Source organism: Oceanidesulfovibrio marinus, from assembly GCF_013085545.1.
Classification (GTDB): Bacteria; Desulfobacterota; Desulfovibrionia; order Desulfovibrionales; family Desulfovibrionaceae; genus Oceanidesulfovibrio; species Oceanidesulfovibrio marinus.
On sequence record NZ_CP039543.1, the window covers coordinates 3,758,670 to 3,777,075 of the forward strand.

18 protein-coding genes are annotated in these 18,406 nt (G+C 64.6%); 9 read left to right on the forward strand and 9 right to left on the reverse strand.

Features of this window, described 5'->3' with window-relative positions:
* Window positions 1-81 precede the first annotated feature (81 nt).
* Both E8L03_RS16580 and E8L03_RS16585 read left to right on the forward strand, forming a co-directional pair.
* Window positions 82-993 carry a TIGR00269 family protein gene (locus tag E8L03_RS16580; protein WP_144307217.1) on the forward strand — a complete coding sequence of 304 codons (912 nt, stop codon included), beginning with the start codon at window positions 82-84 and terminating at the stop codon, window positions 991-993.
* The gene (locus E8L03_RS16585) at window positions 990-2,012 is read left to right on the forward strand and encodes a glycosyltransferase (protein WP_171267964.1); all 1,023 of its coding nucleotides are present in this window, start codon (window positions 990-992) and stop codon (window positions 2,010-2,012) included. Before E8L03_RS16580 ends, E8L03_RS16585 begins: the two co-directional genes overlap by 4 nt.
* Before the next feature lie 56 nt (window positions 2,013-2,068).
* Here E8L03_RS16585 and E8L03_RS16590 read toward each other — a convergent pair whose 3' ends face one another.
* Entirely contained in the window at window positions 2,069-2,914 is an 846-nt protein-coding gene (locus E8L03_RS16590; RefSeq protein WP_171267965.1) for a ribonuclease H-like domain-containing protein, read from the reverse strand.
* A 194-nt stretch (window positions 2,915-3,108) separates the two neighbouring features.
* Here E8L03_RS16590 and E8L03_RS16595 point away from each other — a divergent pair, with 194 nt between their 5' ends.
* Window positions 3,109-3,786, forward strand: a complete 678-nt coding sequence (locus E8L03_RS16595) for an SOS response-associated peptidase (RefSeq protein WP_171267966.1) — start codon at window positions 3,109-3,111, stop codon at window positions 3,784-3,786.
* 29 nt (window positions 3,787-3,815) lie between these two features.
* On the opposite strand, the gene E8L03_RS16600 is transcribed toward E8L03_RS16595, so the two are convergent.
* Window positions 3,816-4,535: a molybdopterin-dependent oxidoreductase gene (locus E8L03_RS16600; protein ID WP_171267967.1), complete on the reverse strand. Its 720-nt coding sequence runs from the start codon at window positions 4,533-4,535 to the stop codon at window positions 3,816-3,818.
* Window positions 4,536-4,733: 198 nt separating this feature from the next.
* Here E8L03_RS16600 and E8L03_RS16605 point away from each other — a divergent pair, with 198 nt between their 5' ends.
* From E8L03_RS16605 to E8L03_RS16625, 5 genes are all read left to right on the forward strand, one after another.
* Window positions 4,734-5,258: a nitroreductase family protein gene (locus tag E8L03_RS16605; RefSeq protein ID WP_171267968.1), complete on the forward strand. Its 525-nt coding sequence runs from the start codon at window positions 4,734-4,736 to the stop codon at window positions 5,256-5,258.
* 20 nt (window positions 5,259-5,278) lie between these two features.
* On the forward strand, window positions 5,279-5,905 hold the full coding sequence (locus E8L03_RS16610) for an MBL fold metallo-hydrolase (protein ID WP_171268516.1): 627 nt from the start codon (window positions 5,279-5,281) through the stop codon (window positions 5,903-5,905).
* 264 nt (window positions 5,906-6,169) lie between these two features.
* Entirely contained in the window at window positions 6,170-6,769 is a 600-nt protein-coding gene (locus E8L03_RS16615; protein WP_144307222.1) for a flavodoxin family protein, read from the forward strand.
* Window positions 6,770-6,779: 10 nt separating this feature from the next.
* The gene (locus E8L03_RS16620; protein ID WP_144307223.1) at window positions 6,780-7,514 is read left to right on the forward strand and encodes a ComFC family protein; all 735 of its coding nucleotides are present in this window, start codon (window positions 6,780-6,782) and stop codon (window positions 7,512-7,514) included.
* Between the two features lie 92 nt (window positions 7,515-7,606).
* Window positions 7,607-8,494, forward strand: a complete 888-nt coding sequence (locus E8L03_RS16625) for a lytic murein transglycosylase (protein ID WP_171267969.1) — start codon at window positions 7,607-7,609, stop codon at window positions 8,492-8,494.
* 391 nt (window positions 8,495-8,885) lie between these two features.
* On the opposite strand, the gene E8L03_RS16630 is transcribed toward E8L03_RS16625, so the two are convergent.
* The 4 genes from E8L03_RS16630 to E8L03_RS16645 all read right to left on the reverse strand — a co-directional run bounded on the left by E8L03_RS16630 (window position 8,886) and on the right by E8L03_RS16645 (window position 15,312).
* Entirely contained in the window at window positions 8,886-9,284 is a 399-nt protein-coding gene (locus E8L03_RS16630; protein WP_144307225.1) for a response regulator, read from the reverse strand.
* Between the two features lie 186 nt (window positions 9,285-9,470).
* Window positions 9,471-10,943: a sigma-54-dependent transcriptional regulator gene (locus tag E8L03_RS16635; RefSeq protein ID WP_144307226.1), complete on the reverse strand. Its 1,473-nt coding sequence runs from the start codon at window positions 10,941-10,943 to the stop codon at window positions 9,471-9,473.
* 19 nt (window positions 10,944-10,962) lie between these two features.
* The gene (locus E8L03_RS16640) at window positions 10,963-13,674 is read right to left on the reverse strand and encodes a PAS domain S-box protein (protein ID WP_171267970.1); all 2,712 of its coding nucleotides are present in this window, start codon (window positions 13,672-13,674) and stop codon (window positions 10,963-10,965) included.
* A 36-nt stretch (window positions 13,675-13,710) separates the two neighbouring features.
* A complete protein-coding gene (locus E8L03_RS16645) occupies window positions 13,711-15,312 on the reverse strand; it encodes a hybrid sensor histidine kinase/response regulator (protein WP_167512646.1) in 1,602 nt (533 codons plus the stop codon).
* Between the two features lie 161 nt (window positions 15,313-15,473).
* Here E8L03_RS16645 and E8L03_RS16650 point away from each other — a divergent pair, with 161 nt between their 5' ends.
* Window positions 15,474-16,571, forward strand: coding sequence for a DUF1786 domain-containing protein (locus E8L03_RS16650; RefSeq protein WP_244963551.1), 1,098 nt, complete (start codon window positions 15,474-15,476; stop codon window positions 16,569-16,571).
* Here the strand turns inward: E8L03_RS16650 and E8L03_RS16655 are convergent.
* From E8L03_RS16655 to E8L03_RS16665, 3 genes are all read right to left on the reverse strand, one after another.
* Window positions 16,568-17,188: a hypothetical protein gene (locus E8L03_RS16655; protein ID WP_171267972.1), complete on the reverse strand. Its 621-nt coding sequence runs from the start codon at window positions 17,186-17,188 to the stop codon at window positions 16,568-16,570. The genes E8L03_RS16650 and E8L03_RS16655 overlap by 4 nt on opposite strands.
* Before the next feature lie 20 nt (window positions 17,189-17,208).
* A complete protein-coding gene (fabZ, locus tag E8L03_RS16660) occupies window positions 17,209-17,685 on the reverse strand; it encodes a 3-hydroxyacyl-ACP dehydratase FabZ (protein WP_144307230.1) in 477 nt (158 codons plus the stop codon).
* A 203-nt stretch (window positions 17,686-17,888) separates the two neighbouring features.
* Entirely contained in the window at window positions 17,889-18,398 is a 510-nt protein-coding gene (locus tag E8L03_RS16665) for an OmpH/Skp family outer membrane protein (protein ID WP_144307231.1), read from the reverse strand.
* Window positions 18,399-18,406: the final 8 nt, after the last annotated feature.

Consider the following 18,406-nt stretch of genomic DNA (forward strand, 5'->3'; position numbering starts at 1 on the left):
CGCAATAGTGTTCGAGCCGCAGCCTCTATCGCAGCATTGGCGCGGGAATCGTCAAACCGCAACATATCAGACCAAAATACTATGAAATGTAGCCGTTGCAAGGAGCCGGCGCAGATCGCCCTGCCCAGTCACCACGCGGGGTTCTGCGAGCCGTGCTTTCTCGAGTTCTTCCGCCGCCAGCTGGAGCGCGGCATCCGCAAGCAGAAGCTTTTCGACCATTCCGACTCCATCCTGCTGGCCATCTCCGGCGGCAAGGACTCCCTGGCCCTGGCACGAGAGCTCAAGGCCATGGAATACGACCTCACGGGCCTGCACGTGGACCTGGGCATACCGGGCTCCTCGGAAAAGGCGCGCGCCGTGGTGGAGGCGTTCTGCCAGGCGCACGACATACCCCTCGTGGTGGTCGCGCTGGAGGAGGAGGGCATCCCCATCCCAGAGGTTAAGCGCCGCATCCACCGGCCCATCTGCTCCGTGTGCGGCAAGGTGAAGCGCTACTACTTCAACAAGCTGGCGCAGGACCGCGGCTTCACCGTGCTGGCCACAGGCCACAACCTGGACGACGAGGTGGCTCGGCTCTTCGCCAACACCCTGCGCTGGGACGCCGCTTACCTTTCGGACCAGGGGCCGCTGCTGCCTGCCGAGGGCGGGTTTGCGCGCAAGGTCAAGCCCCTGTGGCGCATCTCCGAGTACGAGACCGCGGCGTACTGCTTCTTTACGGGCATCGAGTACCATATGGCTGCCTGCCCGTACTCCGAAGGCGCGAGCTTCACCCGGCACAAGAAGCTGCTGGCCGACCTGGAAGAGGCATCCCCTGGCCAGAAGCTCTCCTTCTACCAGAGCTTCCTGGAGTCCGGCAGGCCAGCCTTCGCGGCCAGCGAGGCCGAGCACGGCCCGGAGCTGACCCCCTGCGCCCAGTGCGGCTACCCTACCAGCGCCGAGCTCTGCGGCGTGTGCCGCGTGCGTGACGCCCTGGGGCAGGAGCCGGCCGCGTGAGCAACGCCCCTGCGGTGAGCGTGCTGCTGCCTGTACGCAACGCCGCCGCAACCCTGGAGCGCGCCCTGGACAGCGTGCTCTGCCAGACCCTGGACAGCTTCGAGATCATTGCCGTGGATGACGGCTCCGGCGATGCGACCCTGGACATCCTGCGCGCCTACGCGTCCCGTGATCCGCGCATCATCGTGGAGTCCACGCCGCCCCTCGGCCTGGTCCCGGCCCTGAATCGCGGGCTGGACCTGTGCCGCAGCGATCTCGTGGCGCGCATGGACGGCGACGACATCTGCCATCCGGACCGGCTTCTCAGGCAGAAAGAACTGCTCGACGCCAGGCCGGAGCTGGGCGTGGCCGGGTGTCTCGTGCACTTCGGCGGCGACGCCGAGGCCGCGGCTGGGTACGCCTACCATGTGGACTGGTGCAACCGCCACGTCGCCGAGCAGGACATCGCCCTGCACCGCTTCCAGGAGTCGCCGCTGCCCCACCCCTCGGTTATGTTTCGCACGTCCATAATTTTAGACGCTGGCGGCTATCGCGACGGCGCTTTTCCAGAGGACTACGAGCTGTGGCTGAGGCTCATGGACCGCGGCGTGCGCATCGCTAAGGTGCCGGAGTATCTGCTCACCTGGAGCGATCCGCCGGAGCGGCTTTCGCGGGTCGATTCGCGCTACGATGTGGACGCCTTCTACGCCGTCAAGGCGCAGTACCTGGCGCGTTGGCTCGAACAGGAAAATCCCTTCCATCCCAACGTCACCATTATCGGCGCCGGCCGCATCAGCCGCAAGCGCGCGGATATGCTGGAGGCGCACGGCGTCACCATCGAAGCCTACGTGGACATCGACCCCCGCAAGGTGGGCAAGACCGTGCACGGCCGGCCTGTCATCCACCGGGACGAATTGGACGGCCCCGGCAAGCGCTTCGCCGTCAGCTACGTGGCCAGCCGCGGCGCGGCCGGCGAGATCGAAGAGTTCCTCCACGCCCATGGCTGGGGCGCCGGCAAGGACTATATTCTTGCGGCGTAATTGCTGAGGACAATCGGCTCTTGCATTTGGAGGACAGCGTCCCTCAAGCCTGCTTCTTAATAAAAATACCGTCGCCGGATGGTGTCGAGCACGGCGGTGCTGGCGGCAAAGGGGTTGAGGCCGGGCAGGGGGGGATCGAGGCGGCGGTGGGCAAAGGGCGTGCGTTCCAGGTGGAGGTTGAAGGCCGTGGCGGCCAGCAGCTCCAGGGCGATGACGTCCTCCACGTTGTAGGCGATAAGTGTTTCGAGCACGGTTTCGTCGCGCGTGGCCTCGAACTCTTTCCACAAGAGCACGGCCCAGTAGCCGTCCACCCCGTCCAGGTCGCCGCGGGAGAGGCCGAGCTGATGCTCCACTTTCTTGAGCCCGCCGCCGATGCCGGCCGCCTTGAGCACGAAGCGCAGGTCGATGTGGGCCTGGTCCAGGGTGCAGTTGAACTCCCGTTCGATAAAGGGCACGTCGAAGCACTTGCCGTTGAAGGTAACGAGCAGGTCGTAGGCGGCGATGTCGTCGACAAAGTCTTCGAGGTTGCGGCCGTGGACATAGGTCTTGACCTCGCGGCCGTCGTAGAGTGCGATGGTGGTGATGTGGTCCATGCCGCAGCCGGTGCCGGTTGTCTCGATGTCCACGTAGGCGGCGCTGTGGCGGAAGTGGGGGAATATGCGCCACTGCTCCTGGGGCGGCAGGTCGCGGTAGAAGACACGGGCGTCGCCTGCGTCCAGGGCTGTGCGGCAGGCGTCCAGCAGGGAACGCGCCGTGGCCAGGCGACCAGGTCCCACGGGCCAGGAGCCGCCGGCCGGGGCGTCCTTTTCCAGGTCGTCCCAGGTGAGGACGCCGGCGTTCCAGAGCTTGGCTTCGGTCTTGAGGCCGATGCCGGGAAAATGGCAGAAGGTGTTTTCGAGCATGCTGTGTACGTCCTGATGTGTTAAGCGAGGGAAGGGCGGAGACGATGCCTGGTGCGGGCGTGGCCGAAAAGGGAATGCGGCCACCTCGATTGCTCCGGCTGCGACGGAAGGTACTGGGCTTTGGATCGGCGGGCAAGCCCCGGTGCAGAGGGCCGGTTTTCCAGAGGATATCGAACCAAACGCAAGGCGAAATCATGTGCGGACGATTCGGATTCTCCATCCCGCCGCGGCGGGCCTGGGAGTATTTTCAACTGGCCGACATGCACGGCTCCGAGATTCGGCGGAACATCCCGCCCGGCACGGACATCCCGGTCATCGTGCTGGATGACGACGATCCGTCCCGGCGGGTGCTGCGTTTCTTCCACTGGGGGCTTGTGCCGAGCTGGGCCGACGACCCGAAGATCGGCTACAAGCTCATCAACGCCCGCGGCGGGACCGCCCCGGACAAGCCCGCCTTCCGCAACGCCTTTGCGCGGCGGCGCTGCCTCATCCCGGCGGACCGCTTCTACGAGTGGGAGAAGCGCCCAGACGGTACGAAGCAGCCGTACGCCATAACCATGGCCGATCATTCGCCATTCGCCATGGCCGGCCTGTGGGAGCACTGGACAAAACAGGACGGCGAGGAGCTCTTCTCAGCCATCATCCTGACCACCGAGGCCAACGAGCTGGTGGCGCACGTACACGACCGCATGCCGGTCATTCTGGCGCCCGAAGACTACGGCCGTTGGCTGGCTCCGGACGCGGACCCGGAATCCCTGCGTGAACTCATCCGGCCGTACCCGGCCGAAGGCATGGCCCTGGTGCAGGTGAGCACGCGGGTGAATGATCCGAAGAACCAGGATATCGGCCCGGAGCAGTGTCTACTGACGTAGACAGATTGCGTCTAATGTTTTGGACACGATCAGCTGCGCGGCGGCATGGCCGTGCGCAGCCTGCGTGCCGGCACAGGCGCACGCCAGGGGTAGATGGGGTTGGCCAGGGTCCACCAGCCGGGCTGCTTCTCGGCGGTCAGCTCCATGCGCGTGACGAACTTGATGGATTTATAGGCCAGATCATACGGGCAGACCACCCGCGCCGGCGCGCCGCGGTCCTGCGGCAGAGGCGCTCCATCCAGCCCCAGCGCAAAAAGATAGCCCAGCTCGCGGTTCAGCAGCCAGTCGATGGGGAAGGACTCCATGTAGTGATCGACTCCGCTGCTGTTGTAGCCGGTCTCGCCCAGGGAGTGGAACACGACGTAGCGCGCTTCGGGCTTGGGGGATACCGTGGCGAGCAGGTCCTTGAAGGTCACGCCGGACCAGTGCACGTCCAACACGGACCAGCCCTCCACGCAGTGGAAGTCCGAGGTCTGCCTGGTCTGCGGCAGGGCCAGAAGCTGGGCGTAGGTCAGGGTGACCGGCTCGTCCACAAGGCCGCCGATGGTCAGGGCGTAGTCCTCCTCGCGGCCGTCGCCGTAGCGGACCTTTCCGGCCGCCGGATCGAAGGTGAAGGTGCCATGCTCCACGGTGCGCGTGCGGAAGGCCTGTACGACAAAGGCCCAGACGCGGCGCGGGGCCGAGACGGCGATTGCCGCGGCGCAGCCAAAAAGCTGCAGGGCGCGGCGGCGGTTCAGTGTGTACGGCATGCGGCTGTCCTCGCATAAAAAATGGTGAAGGATTATTCCATACTAACGCAGGTCGGGACATGCGGCAACGGCCGCCGCCAAAAAACACGGCCTTGATAACGCTTGCCGCGGAAGGTATTCGATATACCGTGCGGCGGCTCTGCATGGTGGCCATGCACCGGGTCAATGCCGCATGCGAAGCGATCGAGGAGAACAGCGATGGACGAGACAATGAAAAACGCGGTGCTCACGGCGCTGCACGAACGGCGCAGCATCCGCAAGTTCACGGCCGCGCCCGTGAGCCGCGAGGATGTGCATACCATTCTGGACGCCGGCCGCTGGGCGCCCTCCGGCAAGAACAACCAGCCCTGCCGTTTTCTGGTCCTGCGCTCCGGCGACGAGCGCCAGGGCAGCCTGAGCGACTGCACCAAGTACCCGCAACTCATCAACGGCGCCGCCATTCTTATCTGCATCTACCTGGACAAAGAGGCGTGCTACGACGAGCGCAAGGACCACCAGAGCGCCGGCGCATGCATCGAGAACATGCTGCTGGCCATACACGCCCTGGGCCTGGGCGCTGTCTGGGTGGGCGAGATTATCAACCAGGCCGCGGACGTGAACGCCGTGCTCGGCGTGGACGGCGAGCGCTACGAGCTCCAGGCCGTGCTGGCCGTGGGCCATCCGGACCAGCCGGGCAAGGCCGTACGCAACGAGCTGTCCGAGTACATGCTGGAGGCGTTTTGATGGGACGATCGGAAGATGTGATGCAGATTCGGACATTTGCCCTGGGGCCGCTGCAGACCAACTGCTACCTGCTTATCCGCAACGGCGACGCCGTAGTGGTGGATCCGGGCGGCGATCCGTCCGCCGTGCTGAACGTGCTCAGGAACGAAGGGCTCACCCTGACGCACATCTTGAACACCCACTTCCACTTCGACCACGTGGGCGGCAACAGGAAGCTGGCCCAGGAGACGGGCGCGCCCATCCTGGCCGATGAAAAGGACGCCTACCTTCTGGAGACGGAGCTGGGCCGCGGCGGGTTCATGGGCCTGCCCGCCATCGAGCTCTTCGAGTACGAAAACATCGAGCCCGGTGCAACGTCCTTCCTGGGGCTGGACTGCGCCGTGCTGCCCACGCCGGGCCACTCGCCGGGCAGCGTGTCCTTCCACTTCCCGGACGCGGCCGCGGTTTTTGTGGGCGATCTTTTGTTCAACCGCTCCATCGGCCGCACGGACTTCCCGGGCGGTGACCTCGACGTGCTCAAGAACTCCGTGGTCGGGCAGATATTCACCCTGCCGCCGGAGACCGTAGTCTACTCCGGCCACGGCGATCCGACCACGGTGGGCGACGAGATGCGGCACAACCCGTTCTTTACGGATTTTTCCTTCTAATGGATGAGACGACCATGACCGAGACGCAGACGTATATCGACCTGTCGCAGAAGTGTTGAGGGCTTGCACTGGAGATCGGGTGGTATCTCCGTTTTGGCAAGAGCGAGCCTGTTTCGTTTACTGTCCAGCAGTCCGCACGGGAGCTGCTGTACGACGTGCTGACCCTGGAGCCGTACTGGGACCTCGATGTGCAAGAGGCCGGCGACGGCTTGCTGCACGCAATCTATCATCGCAGGAAGCGTTGAGCATACGGAGGCGATGCGCATGGACCGTCTGACCCTGTACGGCTGCAGCCCGCGCCACGGCGGCAACAGCGATACGGCGCTGGAGCTGTTTCGCGATGCCATGGACGAGGCTGGCGTGGCCACGGACGCGCTCTGGGTGCGGGAGCATCCGCTGCTGCCGTGCAAGGGGTGCGGCCTGTGCGGGGAAAAAGGCTGCTGCACCCTGGCCGGCAAGGACGAGGCGGATGCGCTGTTCGCGCCGCTGCTGGGCTCCGGACCGGTGCTCTTTTCCTCGCCCATCTTCTTCTACCACGTGCCTGCCGGGTTCAAGGCGTTCATCGACCGGGCCCAGGCCTACTACATGCGCCGGCTGCACGGGGACGAGACCCTGCTCAATCTGCCGCGGCGGGAGGCGTTCGCCATGTTCGTGGCCGGCCGGCCGCAGGGGGAGAAGCTCTTCGAGGGCGCGATGCTCACGCTGAAGTACTTCCTGGAGCCGTTCAACGTGACCCTGGCCGACCCCTTGACCCTGCGCGGCATCGACGCCAGAGGGGACCTCGCCGGCAACGAGAACGCCCGGCAGGCCGTGCGCGAGTACGCGGCTTCCGTGGCGCGGCGTCTTTCGGAATCCACACCATAGGCGCAGGAGAATGCAGAGGGCGGCCGCGATCAGGATTCAGGCTGGCGTGCTCGGCCTGGCACATGCTCTGGGCATATTCGGCGGCCGCTGCCGGCGGTGCGGCGCCGCGCCGGAATCGGGCGGCGTGCTGTGCGATGCGTGCGGCCAGGCGCTGCAGCCGCGCACCGGCGGGTACTGTCCGGACTGCGGCGCGATCTTTGCCGAGGAGAGCGCGCCTGTATCGCGTTGCGCCGCGTGCCGGAAATCGCCCCCGCCATGGTCCGGCGTGGTGTTTCACAGCGTCTACCCCAGCGCCCTGGGCGAGCTTGTCCTGGAGCTCAAGTACGGCCGCCGGCTCAGCAGGGCGGCGATTATTACCGGCTGCATGGCCGCGGCGTGTCAGAAAGCCGGCGTGGCTGTGGATGTGGTTGCGCCGGTGCCGCTGCACCCCAAGCGGCTGCGGATGCGGGGATTCAACCAGAGCGCGGTGCTGGCCCGGCCACTGGCGCGGAAAATTGGCGCGGCGTATGCATCAACCGGGTTGCGGCGGGTGCGGGATACGCCGCCTCAGGTGAGCCTGCCCCGCAAGGCGCGGCAGAAGAACATCAAGGGCGCCTTTATCGCGAATGAGGAGCTCGTGTCCGGCCGCCGGGTTCTGCTGGTGGACGACATCATGACGACGGGCGCCACGCTGCGCGAGGCCTGCCGGACGCTGGACAAGGCCGGCGCAAAGAGCGTGGTCCTCTGCATTGCGGCCAGGGCCTGACATTCATCAACACTAGCCTAATGACGTAAGGACGTATCGTGACGCACACGGCGAGACATGGATCGGGATGGACGGCCGCGGCCGTAGCGGGCTTGCTTCTTATCACGCTCGTTCTGACGCCGCAGCATGCGCAGGCCGCGGGCAACGTGCCGCCGCGCTGGCAGCCCCTGGCCCAGCGACTGGTTGACGAGGGCATTTCGAACGAGCTGGTGATGGCGCTCTTTTCCCGCAGCGACGTGATCTACAAGTCCGAGTACATGGGCAAGAAGATCCGCGCCCTCTACCGCATCAAGTACGACAAGCACAAGCCGCCGGCGCGCGCGCAGGAACGGCCCGGCAGGCGCGACAAGCGGACGATCTACGATGTGCATCTGACGCCGGATCGCCTGGCCGCCATCCGGCTGTTCTGCGTGGAGTACCAGGGCGCGTTGCAACACGTGGAGAAGCAGTACGGCACGCCGCCGGAGCTGGTCATGGCCATACTTGTGGTGGAAACGCGGCTGGGTGAGTACCTGGGCGTGCAGAGCGCCTTCAATGCGCTGGCGAGCATGGCTGCGGCCCGATCGCTGGACGACATCGGCGGGTTCGTGCCCGACTCGCTCACCCCGGAGCAGAAGAAGTATCTGACCGAGCGGATGGACGACAAGTCGGACTGGGCGCTCAAGCAGCTGAAAGCGCTTATCCGCTTTGCAACGACGAACAAGCTCGACCCCGTGTCCATGCCCGGCTCCATCTACGGAGCCATAGGCCTGTGCCAGTTCATGCCCGCCACGGCGCTGGAGTGCGGCGTGGACGGCGACGGCGACGGCCGCGTGGACCTGTACGATCCGGCCGACGCCGTGCACTCCGTAGGATTCTTCCTCAAACGGGCCGGCTGGAAGAGCGGGCTTTCCCAGAAAAAGCGGGTGAAGGTCATCCGCCGATACAACAACGACGAGTTCTACGCCCGCACCGTGCTGCGCATTGCCACGCGGCTGTAGGGCCGGCGCGCGGATGTTTGCAGGGCGTGGGCTCCTGCGCAAATAAAAAACGGGCGGCTCCTGTGCGGGACCGCCCGTTTTGGTTTCCAGAAGCGGCCGGGGGGGGGACCGGCCGCCTTGAATTCCCCGATGAGGGGAAGAGGAGAGTCCCTCGTAAAGAGGGAAGGAAGCGACGCTGCTGCAGAATGGGGGGGATGCCGCTGCAGCGCAACTTCCGTTCGGAGATCGAGTGGGGGGACTCGTTCCCCGAACATGGTGGAGGCGCATGCGCCTCCGCTCCACTTGTTGCTCAATCCGGCGGACGGGGGGGAAGGGTCCACCGGATTGGTAACAACAACAGGTGCAGCAGTGCTGCACGATTTCTCAGGAGCCGGGTTACGGCTCCGAAAACTCAGACAACATACAGAAAGTCGGGGTGCTGCCTCGGCCGTAACGTCATGACCTGCATAAGCAGCGGTGCAAGACTCTCTGCCGTAAGCGCGCCTCGGATAACGGCGAACGCGGCGCTGAGGTCTCCCTGCGAAGCAAGGTCCATGCGGTGGTCATCCGCAACGAGGATGACCGGTACACCGGGAGCCACATGGTTGCAAAGTCGCAGCAGCTCTTCGCCGCGCATGCCCGGCATGGGGCAATGGCTGACGACGGCCGCCACGGACGGGCCTTCGAACGCGAGTGCGAAAATGCCCGTTACTGCGGAAGAGTATGCCCTGACGGAAATGCCGAGTTGCTCCAGCTGTTGGCGGCATTGCTGCAACGCGGCGGGGTTGTCATGCAAAAACTTGACATTCATGGCTGCTCTTCCCTCGTACAGTCACCAAGACAATACAAAGGATGTGCCAGAACGATGATGTTTTGCGAAATGCACGTAACAGTCTGGAATAGAATGAAAAATAAAACAAGCGCGCCCTGGGGCGCGCTGTGCGGAAAATGTGCGAATGTGCATGTGCGCACACTAAGTGCGCGAAATCGACCAGTCCTACTTCTGCACCCGTCTGTGCAGGGCGTAGCGGGACAGACCCAGGTACTTTGCGGCGCGGGATTTGTTGCCGCCGAACTTGTCCAGGGTCTTGCGGATAATGGCCTGGTTGAGCTCTTCGAGGTCCAGGCCGTCGTCCGGCAGGATGAGCTTGTCGATGTCGTGCAGGCTCACGGCGCCGTCCGCCAGCTGCTCCGCACCCTCAAAGGTAACGCGGCGGCGGTTCTGGTCCTCGCTGAAGAGGAAGTAGACGTGGCCGGGCAGCAGGGTCTCGCCGTCGCTGGTGAGCACGGCGCGTTCGATGGCGTTTTCCAGCTCGCGTACGTTGCCGGGCCAGCTGTAGGAGAGCAGGATTTCCCGCGTGGTGGAGTGGATCTCGCGGAAGCGTTTCTTTTTGCGCGCGGCCTGGCGCAGCAGAAAATGCATGGCCAACAGGTCGATGTCCTGGGGCCGTTCGCGTAGCGGCGGAATGACCATGTGGCCGACCTTGAGCCGGTGGTAGAGGTCGCGGCGGAATGCGCCGGAGTCCACGAGCTGGCCGAGCTTGCGGTTGGCCGCGCAGATAACGCGGGCGCGGAAGGGGTGCTCTTTGCTGCCGCCCAGGCGGTAGTAGCTACGCTCCTCCAGCACGCGCAGCAGCTTGGGCTGCATGGACAGCGGCATCTCGGCGATTTCGTCCAGGAAGACAGTGCCCTTGCCGGCCAGCTCCAGCTTGCCCTTGGCGCCCTGGCGGGCGCTGCCGGTGTAGGCGCCGGGCTCGTGGCCGAACAGTTCGCTCTCGAACAGCTCGGCCGGGATGGCGGAGCAGTTGATGGCCACGAAGGGGTCCTCGTTGCCCTCCTTGCCGTAGTGGATGAGTCTGGCCAGGACCTCCTTGCCCGTGCCGGTCTCGCCCTCCAGCAGCACCGGGACCTCGGGGTCCTCGTGGTAGATGAGGCATTCGCGCAGCAGCTTGACCATGGCAGGGGACTCGGCCACCACCTCGGTCATGCCGGTGGTGTCGCGCAGCCGCTCCTGGGCCAGGGAGAGATGCTGGCGCAGGCTCTGGGTAGCCTCCTCCAGCCGGGAGTGGAACTGGGTCCGCCAGGACTGGTTTTCCAGCAGCAGGGCCTGGTGCTCGGTGCAGCGCTCCACCACGGCGGCGAGCTCCTGGGCCGAGAGGGGCTTGCTCAGATAGTCGTAGGCGCCTTTGCGAAGAGCCTCGATGGCCGTGTCCCTGTCGCCGTGGCCTGTGATCAGCACCACGTCGGAGCTGAGGGAGTTCTGCTGGGAGCGCAGCTTGGTGAGCAGCTCGAGCCCGTCCATGCCGGGCATGCGGATATCCGTGACAATGAGCGGAAAGTACTCCTTGGCCACCGCGGCGAGGGCGTCCTCGGCGTTGGTCAGGGCAACGGGCTCGTGGCCCAGGTCTGTAAGGACAAGCGCAAGACTTTTCAGGCTGTCTTCATTGTCGTCAACGATGAGTACACGCATGTTGTTTTATCTCTGAAGGTTATTCGGCAGGCCGCATCCGGACCGTGAATGTTGCGCCGCCCCAGGGGCTTTGTCCTGCGGATATTTCGGCATCCCAGGAGCGCACCATGGTGTGTACGATGGACAACCCAAGGCCCATGCCCTTTCCGGGGTCCTTGGTGGTGAAAAATGGGTCAAAGAGCCTGTCTTCCATACCCTTGAAGCCGGGACCGTTGTCATGGACGCTCAGAATGACATGGTCCGATTCGCTTTCCGTCCGTATATACACGAACTTTTCAGGTAGCTCCATATCTGAAGAGGCTGGTTTTACCGGACGTTTACTTGCGGCCGGCGTGACGGACTCCAGAGCGTTCATGGCGTTGACCACGAGGTTGATGACCACCTGCTCCACCTGCACGGGGTTGGCGTGGACCTTGGGCAGGTCGCTCTGCAGGTTCAGGCGCAGGGTGATGTCGTGGGAACGGAGCTGCGCCGTGACCAGCGAGAGCGCGCTCTCCAGGGCGTGGTTCAGGTCCACGCTGCCCAGGCCACGGGTTTCCTGCCGCACCAGGGAGCGCATGTGGACGATGATGTCGCTGATCTTCCGGCATTCGTTCATGATCAGGCCGAGCCGCTCCTTGACCAGCTCGCGGCTGATGATCTCCTGCTGGTCGATGACCATGTCGAGGCCACTGACATACAGCCGGAGGGCATTGAGCGGCTGGTTGATCTCGTGGGCGATGCCGCCGGCAAGGGTGCCCATGGCCTCCAGCTTCTGCGCCCTCTGGAGGCGGGCCTGGTCGCGCAGGCGGTCGGTCACGTCCTCGATCATGACGATGAGCGAGCGGATGCTGCCGTCGTTGCGCCGGACCGGGTAGAAGTTGAAGCGCATGGTGCGCGTACCGCCGGCCAGGGTCATATCCTCCAGAATTTCCGTCTCCATGCGCTCCGCCAGGACGCGCGTGCACGGGCTCTTGCAGTGCGTATCCTCGGCGCAGGACGGGAAGAGCACCTTGCACGGCGGCGGGGAGTCGAAGTCCACGTGGGAGTACCACTCGCGCAGCTTGGGGTTGGCGGCCACCACGCGGTAGTTCTCGTCCACCATGGCGATGCCCATGGCGAGGTTGTCCGTGATGGAGCGGTAGCGCTGCTCGCTGGCCTGGAGCGCATCCTGGGCGCGGCGGGAGACGGTGACGTCGATGCCGAGCTCCAGCACCAGGGGGGAGCCGTCCACGTCTTCGAAAGGGTAGTCGTAGATCTGGAAGACCTGGCCTGTCCTTTCCGACGTCCACTCCCACACGGCCAGGCTGCGGGTGTCGAAGACCTCGAAGGTGGGGCAAGAAGCGGCGCAGGCTGTCGTGCAGGGCGGGCCGGCGTCCTCGCTGAACTGTTCCACGAAGTAGCGGTTCTTGAAACGCAGGGTTCTGTCCGTGGCGATGAGGCAGACAAAGGCGGGCAGCCGGTCCAGAAGGGAGAAGAGCCGCTTGCGCTCCACCTCCAGGGCCTCCTCGGCCAGCTTGCGGTCCGTAATGTCGAGGTCGGTGCCGGTCATGGACACGGGGTTGCCATCCGCATCGAAGCTGGCCACGCCCCGGGCCAACACCCAGACCTGGGAGCCGTTCTTGTGCAGCATGCGGTGCTCGAAGTCGAAGTACGGCGTCTGCCCGCTCAGGTGCTGTTGGATGCTCTCCTGCAACGCGTTCTGGTCGGCCGCGTGGACATGCTGGGACCAGTCGTCGATGTTCGATTCGATCTCCCAATCCTCGTAGCCCAGCATGTGCTTCAGGTTGGGGTCCAGGTACATGTTGCCCGTGTTCAGCTCCCACTCCCAGACGCCGATATGTCCGGCCTCCACGGCCATGCGGTAGCGATGCTCTCGCTTGCGCAGGTTGTTCTCGATGATCCGGGACTTGGTCACGTCCACGTAGATGATGGCGATGCCGTACCCTTCCAGGTCGATGGGCGCGACGTAGATGGAAAGCCAGATGACCTCGCCGTTCTCCCTGATGATGCCCACCTCCTGGCCCAGCAGCGTCTCTCCGGTGCGCAGGGCGCGGACGCAGGCGTACTCATCCGGAGGCAGGGGGCTGCCGTCCGGCCGGATCATCTGCCAGGAATCGTCGTACACGGACTTGCCGATGAGGGCCTCGGCGGGATGGGCCAGAACTTTCTCGGAAACCGAGTTCACCTCGATGATGATGCCGTCTTCGTCCGTGATGGTCAGACCGATGGGCAGGATGTCGTAGAGCACGCGGTGCTTCTCGCGCAGCACGGCGAGGTTCCGGCCGGAGGCCTTGGGCTGCTGCGCGGGCTGGTCTGGAGCCTGGTCCGGATCGAGCGGTTCGATGACGGCGATGGCGGACGCCGGATCGTAGAGATCGGTCCCGCCGCCAAAGGCCGGGCGGGTGTGGATCATGAACCACACGGCATCGTGTCCGGTCTCCACCACAAGGCGGTACGGCGCATGGATGCCTGCGGATCGTTTTTCCAGGGCCGTGGCTATGGTCCCGGCATTGGGCTCCTGGCCGGCCTGCTCCAGGAGCGCCTTCAAGCCGGCATCCGGAGCGCAGCCCAGCGCCGCGCCAAGGACTCCGGCGGCGTAGCGCAGGCAGTCCGGCACAGGAGACGCGTTCACGACGCCGTCCTGCAGAAACGCCGCGGGCAACGCACTGTCCGCCAGGTCGGCTGCGAGGAACTGCGCAAGCTGGCCGGGTCGTCCGGCGCGGAAGGGTGCAGTGCTCGCTTTGTTCATCGAAGGAAGGTTCGTCCGGAGGGGCGAGCCCCGGGGCTAGCCGCGCTTCGCTTGGGTGGATCGCGCCTCCGATCTGGAGGCCAGAATGTCCTCGACCTCGTTGAGCAGCGCGCGTTTCTGGAGCGGCTTGGGCACGTAGCCGTCCATGCCGGCGTTGAGGAAGCGCTCCTTGTCGCCCTTGAGCGCGTGGGCTGTCATGGCGATGACCGGGAAATCAGCCGGCAGGGAGTCGGCCTTGCCGGCGCGGATCGTCCGCAGCAGCTCCTGGCCGTCCATCACGGGCATGTCGATGTTCGTGATGAGCAGGTCGAAGGGCTCGCGGGTCAGGCGGTCCAGGGCCTCGGCGCCGTTGGAGACGCTGGCGGCCACGTGGCCGGCGTTGGTGAGCAGCCGGCAGGCCAGGGTGAGGCTCACGGGGTTGTCGTCGGCCACGAGCACGCGCGCGGTGCACGTCTTGGCGCAGTCTACCTCGCTGCCGTTAACAGCCTCGGCCGTCTGCGGAAGCGCCGGCGAGAGGCTGACGGTGAAGAAGAAGGTGGTGCCGTATCCAACGCGGCTGCGCAGCCAGAGCGCGCCGTCCATCATCTGCACGAGCTGGCGCGAGATGGCCAGACCAAGGCCCGTGCCGCCGTAGGAGCGGGTAGAGGCAGCCTGCAGATAGCTTTCGAACACCTTGTCCTGCTGGTCCGGCTCTATGCCTATGCCCGTGTCGCGCACGGAGAAGATGAGCTTGAGGGCGTCGTTCCGGCCCGAGGCGTCCCGCCGGCCGGGGGGGATGGCGACGAGGTTTGCTTCCACGGCTACGGAGCCTGTTTCCGTGAACTTGACGGCGTTGCTGAGCAGGTTGGACAGGACCTGGCCCAGGCGGACCGGATCGCCGCGCAGGGTGGCGGGGATGTTCGGATGGACGCGCGTGTTGACGGCCAGGCCCTTCTTGCGGGCCATGGTCGAGATGGCCTTGACCGAGCGGTCCATGATCTCCTTGATCTCGAACTCCACGTCCAGCAGGTGGAGCTTGCCGGCCTCGATCTTGGAGAAGTCGAGGATGTCGTTGATGATGCCGAGCAGGGTCTCGGCCGACTGCTTGATGGTGGTGATGTAGTCGCGCTGCTCGTCGTCCAGATCCGTATCCAGGGCCAGGTCGGACATGCCGATGATGCCGTTCATGGGCGTGCGGATCTCGTGGCTCATGTTGGCCAGAAAGGCGCTCTTGGTGAGGTTGGCGTTCTCGGCCGTCTGCACGGCGCTGCGCAGCTTGGACTCGGAATGGAACTTGTAGAGGGCGATCTCGATGGTGGAGTTGAGCTCGCGCTCGGCAAAGGGCTTGATGAGATAGCCGAACGGCTCCGAGCGCTTGGCTCGCTGGAGGGTTTCCTCGTCCGAGTAGGCGGTGAGGAAGATGACCGGTATGGAGTACTGGCGGTAGATCTCGTCGGCTGCCTGCACGCCGTCCATATCGCCGTGGAGGCGAATATCCATGAGCACCAGGTCCGGACGCACCTCACCCGTCGTACGCACGGCCTCCTCCCCGCTCGAACAGACAGCGGGCACGGAGTAACCGAGCCGTTCCAGAGTCCTGCGAATATCGAGGGCGACGATGCGTTCATCGTCCACGACCATTATTTTGACATCATTCATGGGTGCGTCTTTGACCATATTGGCAGCAAGGAGAAAGCCTTTGCGGCGGCCAGAAATGCACGTTGCCCCATATCCCGGAATACTTCAAGAAGCCTGTTCGGCAAGCGCCGGAGTTGCGTCGTTCCGGCCGGATGGATATCCTGATTCAAGGAGGAATCATTGTGGCCAAACGCATCTTGAGCCTGGACATAGGGAGCGGCACGGTGGACGTGCTGTATTACGTGACGGCGGAGGACGGCGGCCCCTGCGCCGAGCCGGAGAACCTGCCCAAGTTCGTGCTGCCCTCGCCGGCGCAACGCGTGGCCGCGCGCGTGCGGGAGCTGACGGCGGCCGGAAAGGGCATCTATCTGCACGGCGAGAACATGGGCGGCGGATTTTTTCGCAGCGTGTCCGCCCATCTGAAGGCTGGCCTTCCGGCGGCTGCGCACCCGGACGCGGCCTGGGCGCTTTCCGATGATCCGGTCCGGCTCGAGTCCATGGGCATCGAGATAACCACGGCGCCGCCCGCCGGTTTCATCCCGGTGCACACCGCCGACTACGAGCCCGGCTACTGGAACGGCCTGCTGGCCATGTGCGGTCTGGAGCCGCCGGATATGATTCTTGCCTCGGCCCAGGACCACGGCTACCACCCCACGGGCAGCAACCGGCTCGGCCGGTTCGTGATCTGGCGCAACCTGCTCTCATGCGATGGCGGGCGGCTGGACTCGCTGTTCTATGAGCAGGCTCCCGAATCCCTGACCCGCCTGGTGACACTGCAACGCGCCATCGGCGGCGGCCCTGTGGCGGACACCGGCGCAGCCGCCGTGCTGGGCGCGCTGTTCGATCCGCAGGTGGCGGCGCTTTCCGAAAGGACCGGCGTGATGGTTGTGAATGCGGGAAACAGCCATTTCCTGGCGTTCCTCGTGTACCGGCAGCGGATTTACGGCGTGTACGAGCACCATACCGGCATGCAGAAGCCCGAGGCCATCGCCAGCGACCTCGACAGGTTCCGCCGGGGCGAGATCGCCAACGAAGAGGTGCTGGAAAGCGGCGGCCACGGCGTGCACACGGTGGAGCTGCCGGGCGGCGGCGTGGGCTTCGGCCACATATGCGTGATGGGGCCGAGGCGCAGGCTGGCCAACGAGGCCCTACGGCAGGACGCCGGGCGATACGCGGGCATCATGCATCCCGCGCCGGGCGGCGATATGATGATCGCCGGGTGCTTCGGGCTGGTGAGCGGCTACTACATGACGAGGCGGAACGGGGAAACCGGAGACTAGCCGCAGGGAGTTCTCCAGGCCGGCACCATGCTGTTGGCCGGCACCATGTTGAAGCCCTGCAGCAGGCGCAGGGCCTTGTCCGAAAGGATGACGCCCTTGCGCTTCTTGCCCTTGCCCACCTCGGCTTTCACGTGGATGAGATAGCCGTTGCCCGAGAGGGAGCTGATGTCCTTGGGGCTGTATGTCTCCAGGATGTCGCTGGGCATGAGCCCGCCATAGGAGTGGATCTTGGAGTAGTGGTAGACGTCGGACAGGAGGATGCACTGGGTTTTGGAGAGGCTTGAGGTGGGTGTGCGCTTCACCTCCACAACCTGGGAGTCCTCGCCTTCGGAGCAGACCTCGCCCAGGTCGGCCTCTTTGGCCGCCTCTTCATACACGGGCAGGAGCTCTTCGAGCAGGTCGTGCCCGCGCTCGGTGAGCTTGAGCATGACGCGCTCCGAACCGCAGGCGAACGTGATGACGATGCGCTCCACGCACTCCTCGTCCACAAGCTCCTCCACCTTGCCGGCATCGTGGAAGATCGCCAGCTTTGCGGGCAGCATGCCACGGTAGCGCTTGATGCCGGAAAAGGCGTTGATATCTTTCAGTATCTTGAAATGCTGTTGGTCGAACTGCATGGCTGAATCGATGGTTTGAATCAGATTTCGTCGGGCGAGACCAGAGCGGCGGCGAGGCCGGCCTGGGCAACAACCTGGTCGCCCACGCGGGCGTCGCAGGTCATCTTGAAGAAGTTGCGGCGGTGGCGGATGTCCCAGCAGTTGAGGATAAGCTGGTCGCCGGGCACCACGGGCCTGCGGAAGCGGGCCTTGTCGATGCCAGTAAAGATGAACAGGGAGTTGTCGTTCTCTTCCAGGTTCAGGCTGATGAGCAGGGCGCCGGCCTGGGCCAGGGCTTCGAGCACGAGCACGCCGGGCATGACCGGGTTCTCCGGGAAGTGACCCTGGAAGAACGGCTCGTTCATGGTCACGTTCTTCAGCGCTGTGAGGCTCGTCCTTGGCACGTAGCCCAACACACGGTCAATGAGCAGGAACGGGTAACGGTGCGGCAGAAGGTCGAGAATCCTGCGGATCTGCAGCGGGCCCACGGTCGAGGTTTCTTGCGTGGTATCGGTCATTGTCGCTCCATGAAATGTATGGTCTGGTCTGATCGTCGTATTGATATGTCGGCAAGGAACCGAACGGGGATAAATTAGCCTTAATTAGGCGTATCGTAAAGCACGAAGGCCCGCCTGGCAGAGCCGCAGCGGTGTGCGCGGCTCTGCCGGACGGGCCTTTTTATATGGTGCGCCAGGGGCGCACGGACGATATTCGCTGCGGTCTAGAACGCGGCGTTGAACAGCTTGAGCACGTCGGGCGTGATGTCGATGCGCTTGGAGGCCCAGACAACGCCGCCGTTGATGTCGGTGAGGATGAGGTCGAACTGGTTCTCCTGGGCGTACTTCTGGATGACCTCCACCAGCTTCTTCTTGATGGGGCCCATGATGCGTTCCTCTTCCTTGCCGATCTTCTCCTGGAACTGCTGCATCTTGGTGGAGTGGTCATAGACCTTGCGCTGGTAGGCGGTGAGCTTTTCCTTTTTGGCGTCCTGGGAAAGGACGGCCGCCTGTTTCTTGAGCTCCTCCATCTCCGTCTGCAGTCCCTGCTCTTCCTGCGAGAGCTTGTCGCGCTCAGGCTTGAGAATCCGCCGCAGCTCGGCGTTGGCCTTCTTGCCCGGCTCGGACTGCATCAGCACATGAGTGAGAGAGACCACGCCGACCTTGGCTTGGGCATGTGCCGTGGCCGCGAAGAGCAGGCAAAAAATGAAAACAAAGGCGGTAATTTTTCGCATGTCGAAAG

Bases quoted from the DNA above. Each gene is read 5' to 3' on its own strand.
- E8L03_RS16635 (WP_144307226.1), bottom strand. From the start codon at position 10,943: ATGCGTGTACTCATCGTTGACGACAATGAAGACAGCCTGAAAAGTCTT.
- E8L03_RS16610 (WP_171268516.1), top strand. From the start codon at position 5,279: ATGCAGATTCGGACATTTGCCCTGGGGCCGCTGCAGACCAACTGCTAC.
- E8L03_RS16655 (WP_171267972.1), bottom strand. From the start codon at position 17,188: ATGCAGTTCGACCAACAGCATTTCAAGATACTGAAAGATATCAACGCC.
- E8L03_RS16595 (WP_171267966.1), top strand. From the start codon at position 3,109: ATGTGCGGACGATTCGGATTCTCCATCCCGCCGCGGCGGGCCTGGGAG.
- E8L03_RS16620 (WP_144307223.1), top strand. From the start codon at position 6,780: ATGCAGAGGGCGGCCGCGATCAGGATTCAGGCTGGCGTGCTCGGCCTG.
- E8L03_RS16605 (WP_171267968.1), top strand. From the start codon at position 4,734: ATGGACGAGACAATGAAAAACGCGGTGCTCACGGCGCTGCACGAACGG.
- E8L03_RS16665 (WP_144307231.1), bottom strand. From the start codon at position 18,398: ATGCGAAAAATTACCGCCTTTGTTTTCATTTTTTGCCTGCTCTTCGCG.
- E8L03_RS16640 (WP_171267970.1), bottom strand. From the start codon at position 13,674: ATGAACAAAGCGAGCACTGCACCCTTCCGCGCCGGACGACCCGGCCAG.
- E8L03_RS16590 (WP_171267965.1), bottom strand. From the start codon at position 2,914: ATGCTCGAAAACACCTTCTGCCATTTTCCCGGCATCGGCCTCAAGACC.
- fabZ (WP_144307230.1), bottom strand. From the start codon at position 17,685: ATGACCGATACCACGCAAGAAACCTCGACCGTGGGCCCGCTGCAGATC.
- E8L03_RS16630 (WP_144307225.1), bottom strand. From the start codon at position 9,284: ATGAATGTCAAGTTTTTGCATGACAACCCCGCCGCGTTGCAGCAATGC.
- E8L03_RS16600 (WP_171267967.1), bottom strand. From the start codon at position 4,535: ATGCCGTACACACTGAACCGCCGCCGCGCCCTGCAGCTTTTTGGCTGC.
- E8L03_RS16580 (WP_144307217.1), top strand. From the start codon at position 82: ATGAAATGTAGCCGTTGCAAGGAGCCGGCGCAGATCGCCCTGCCCAGT.
- E8L03_RS16615 (WP_144307222.1), top strand. From the start codon at position 6,170: ATGGACCGTCTGACCCTGTACGGCTGCAGCCCGCGCCACGGCGGCAAC.
- E8L03_RS16645 (WP_167512646.1), bottom strand. From the start codon at position 15,312: ATGAATGATGTCAAAATAATGGTCGTGGACGATGAACGCATCGTCGCC.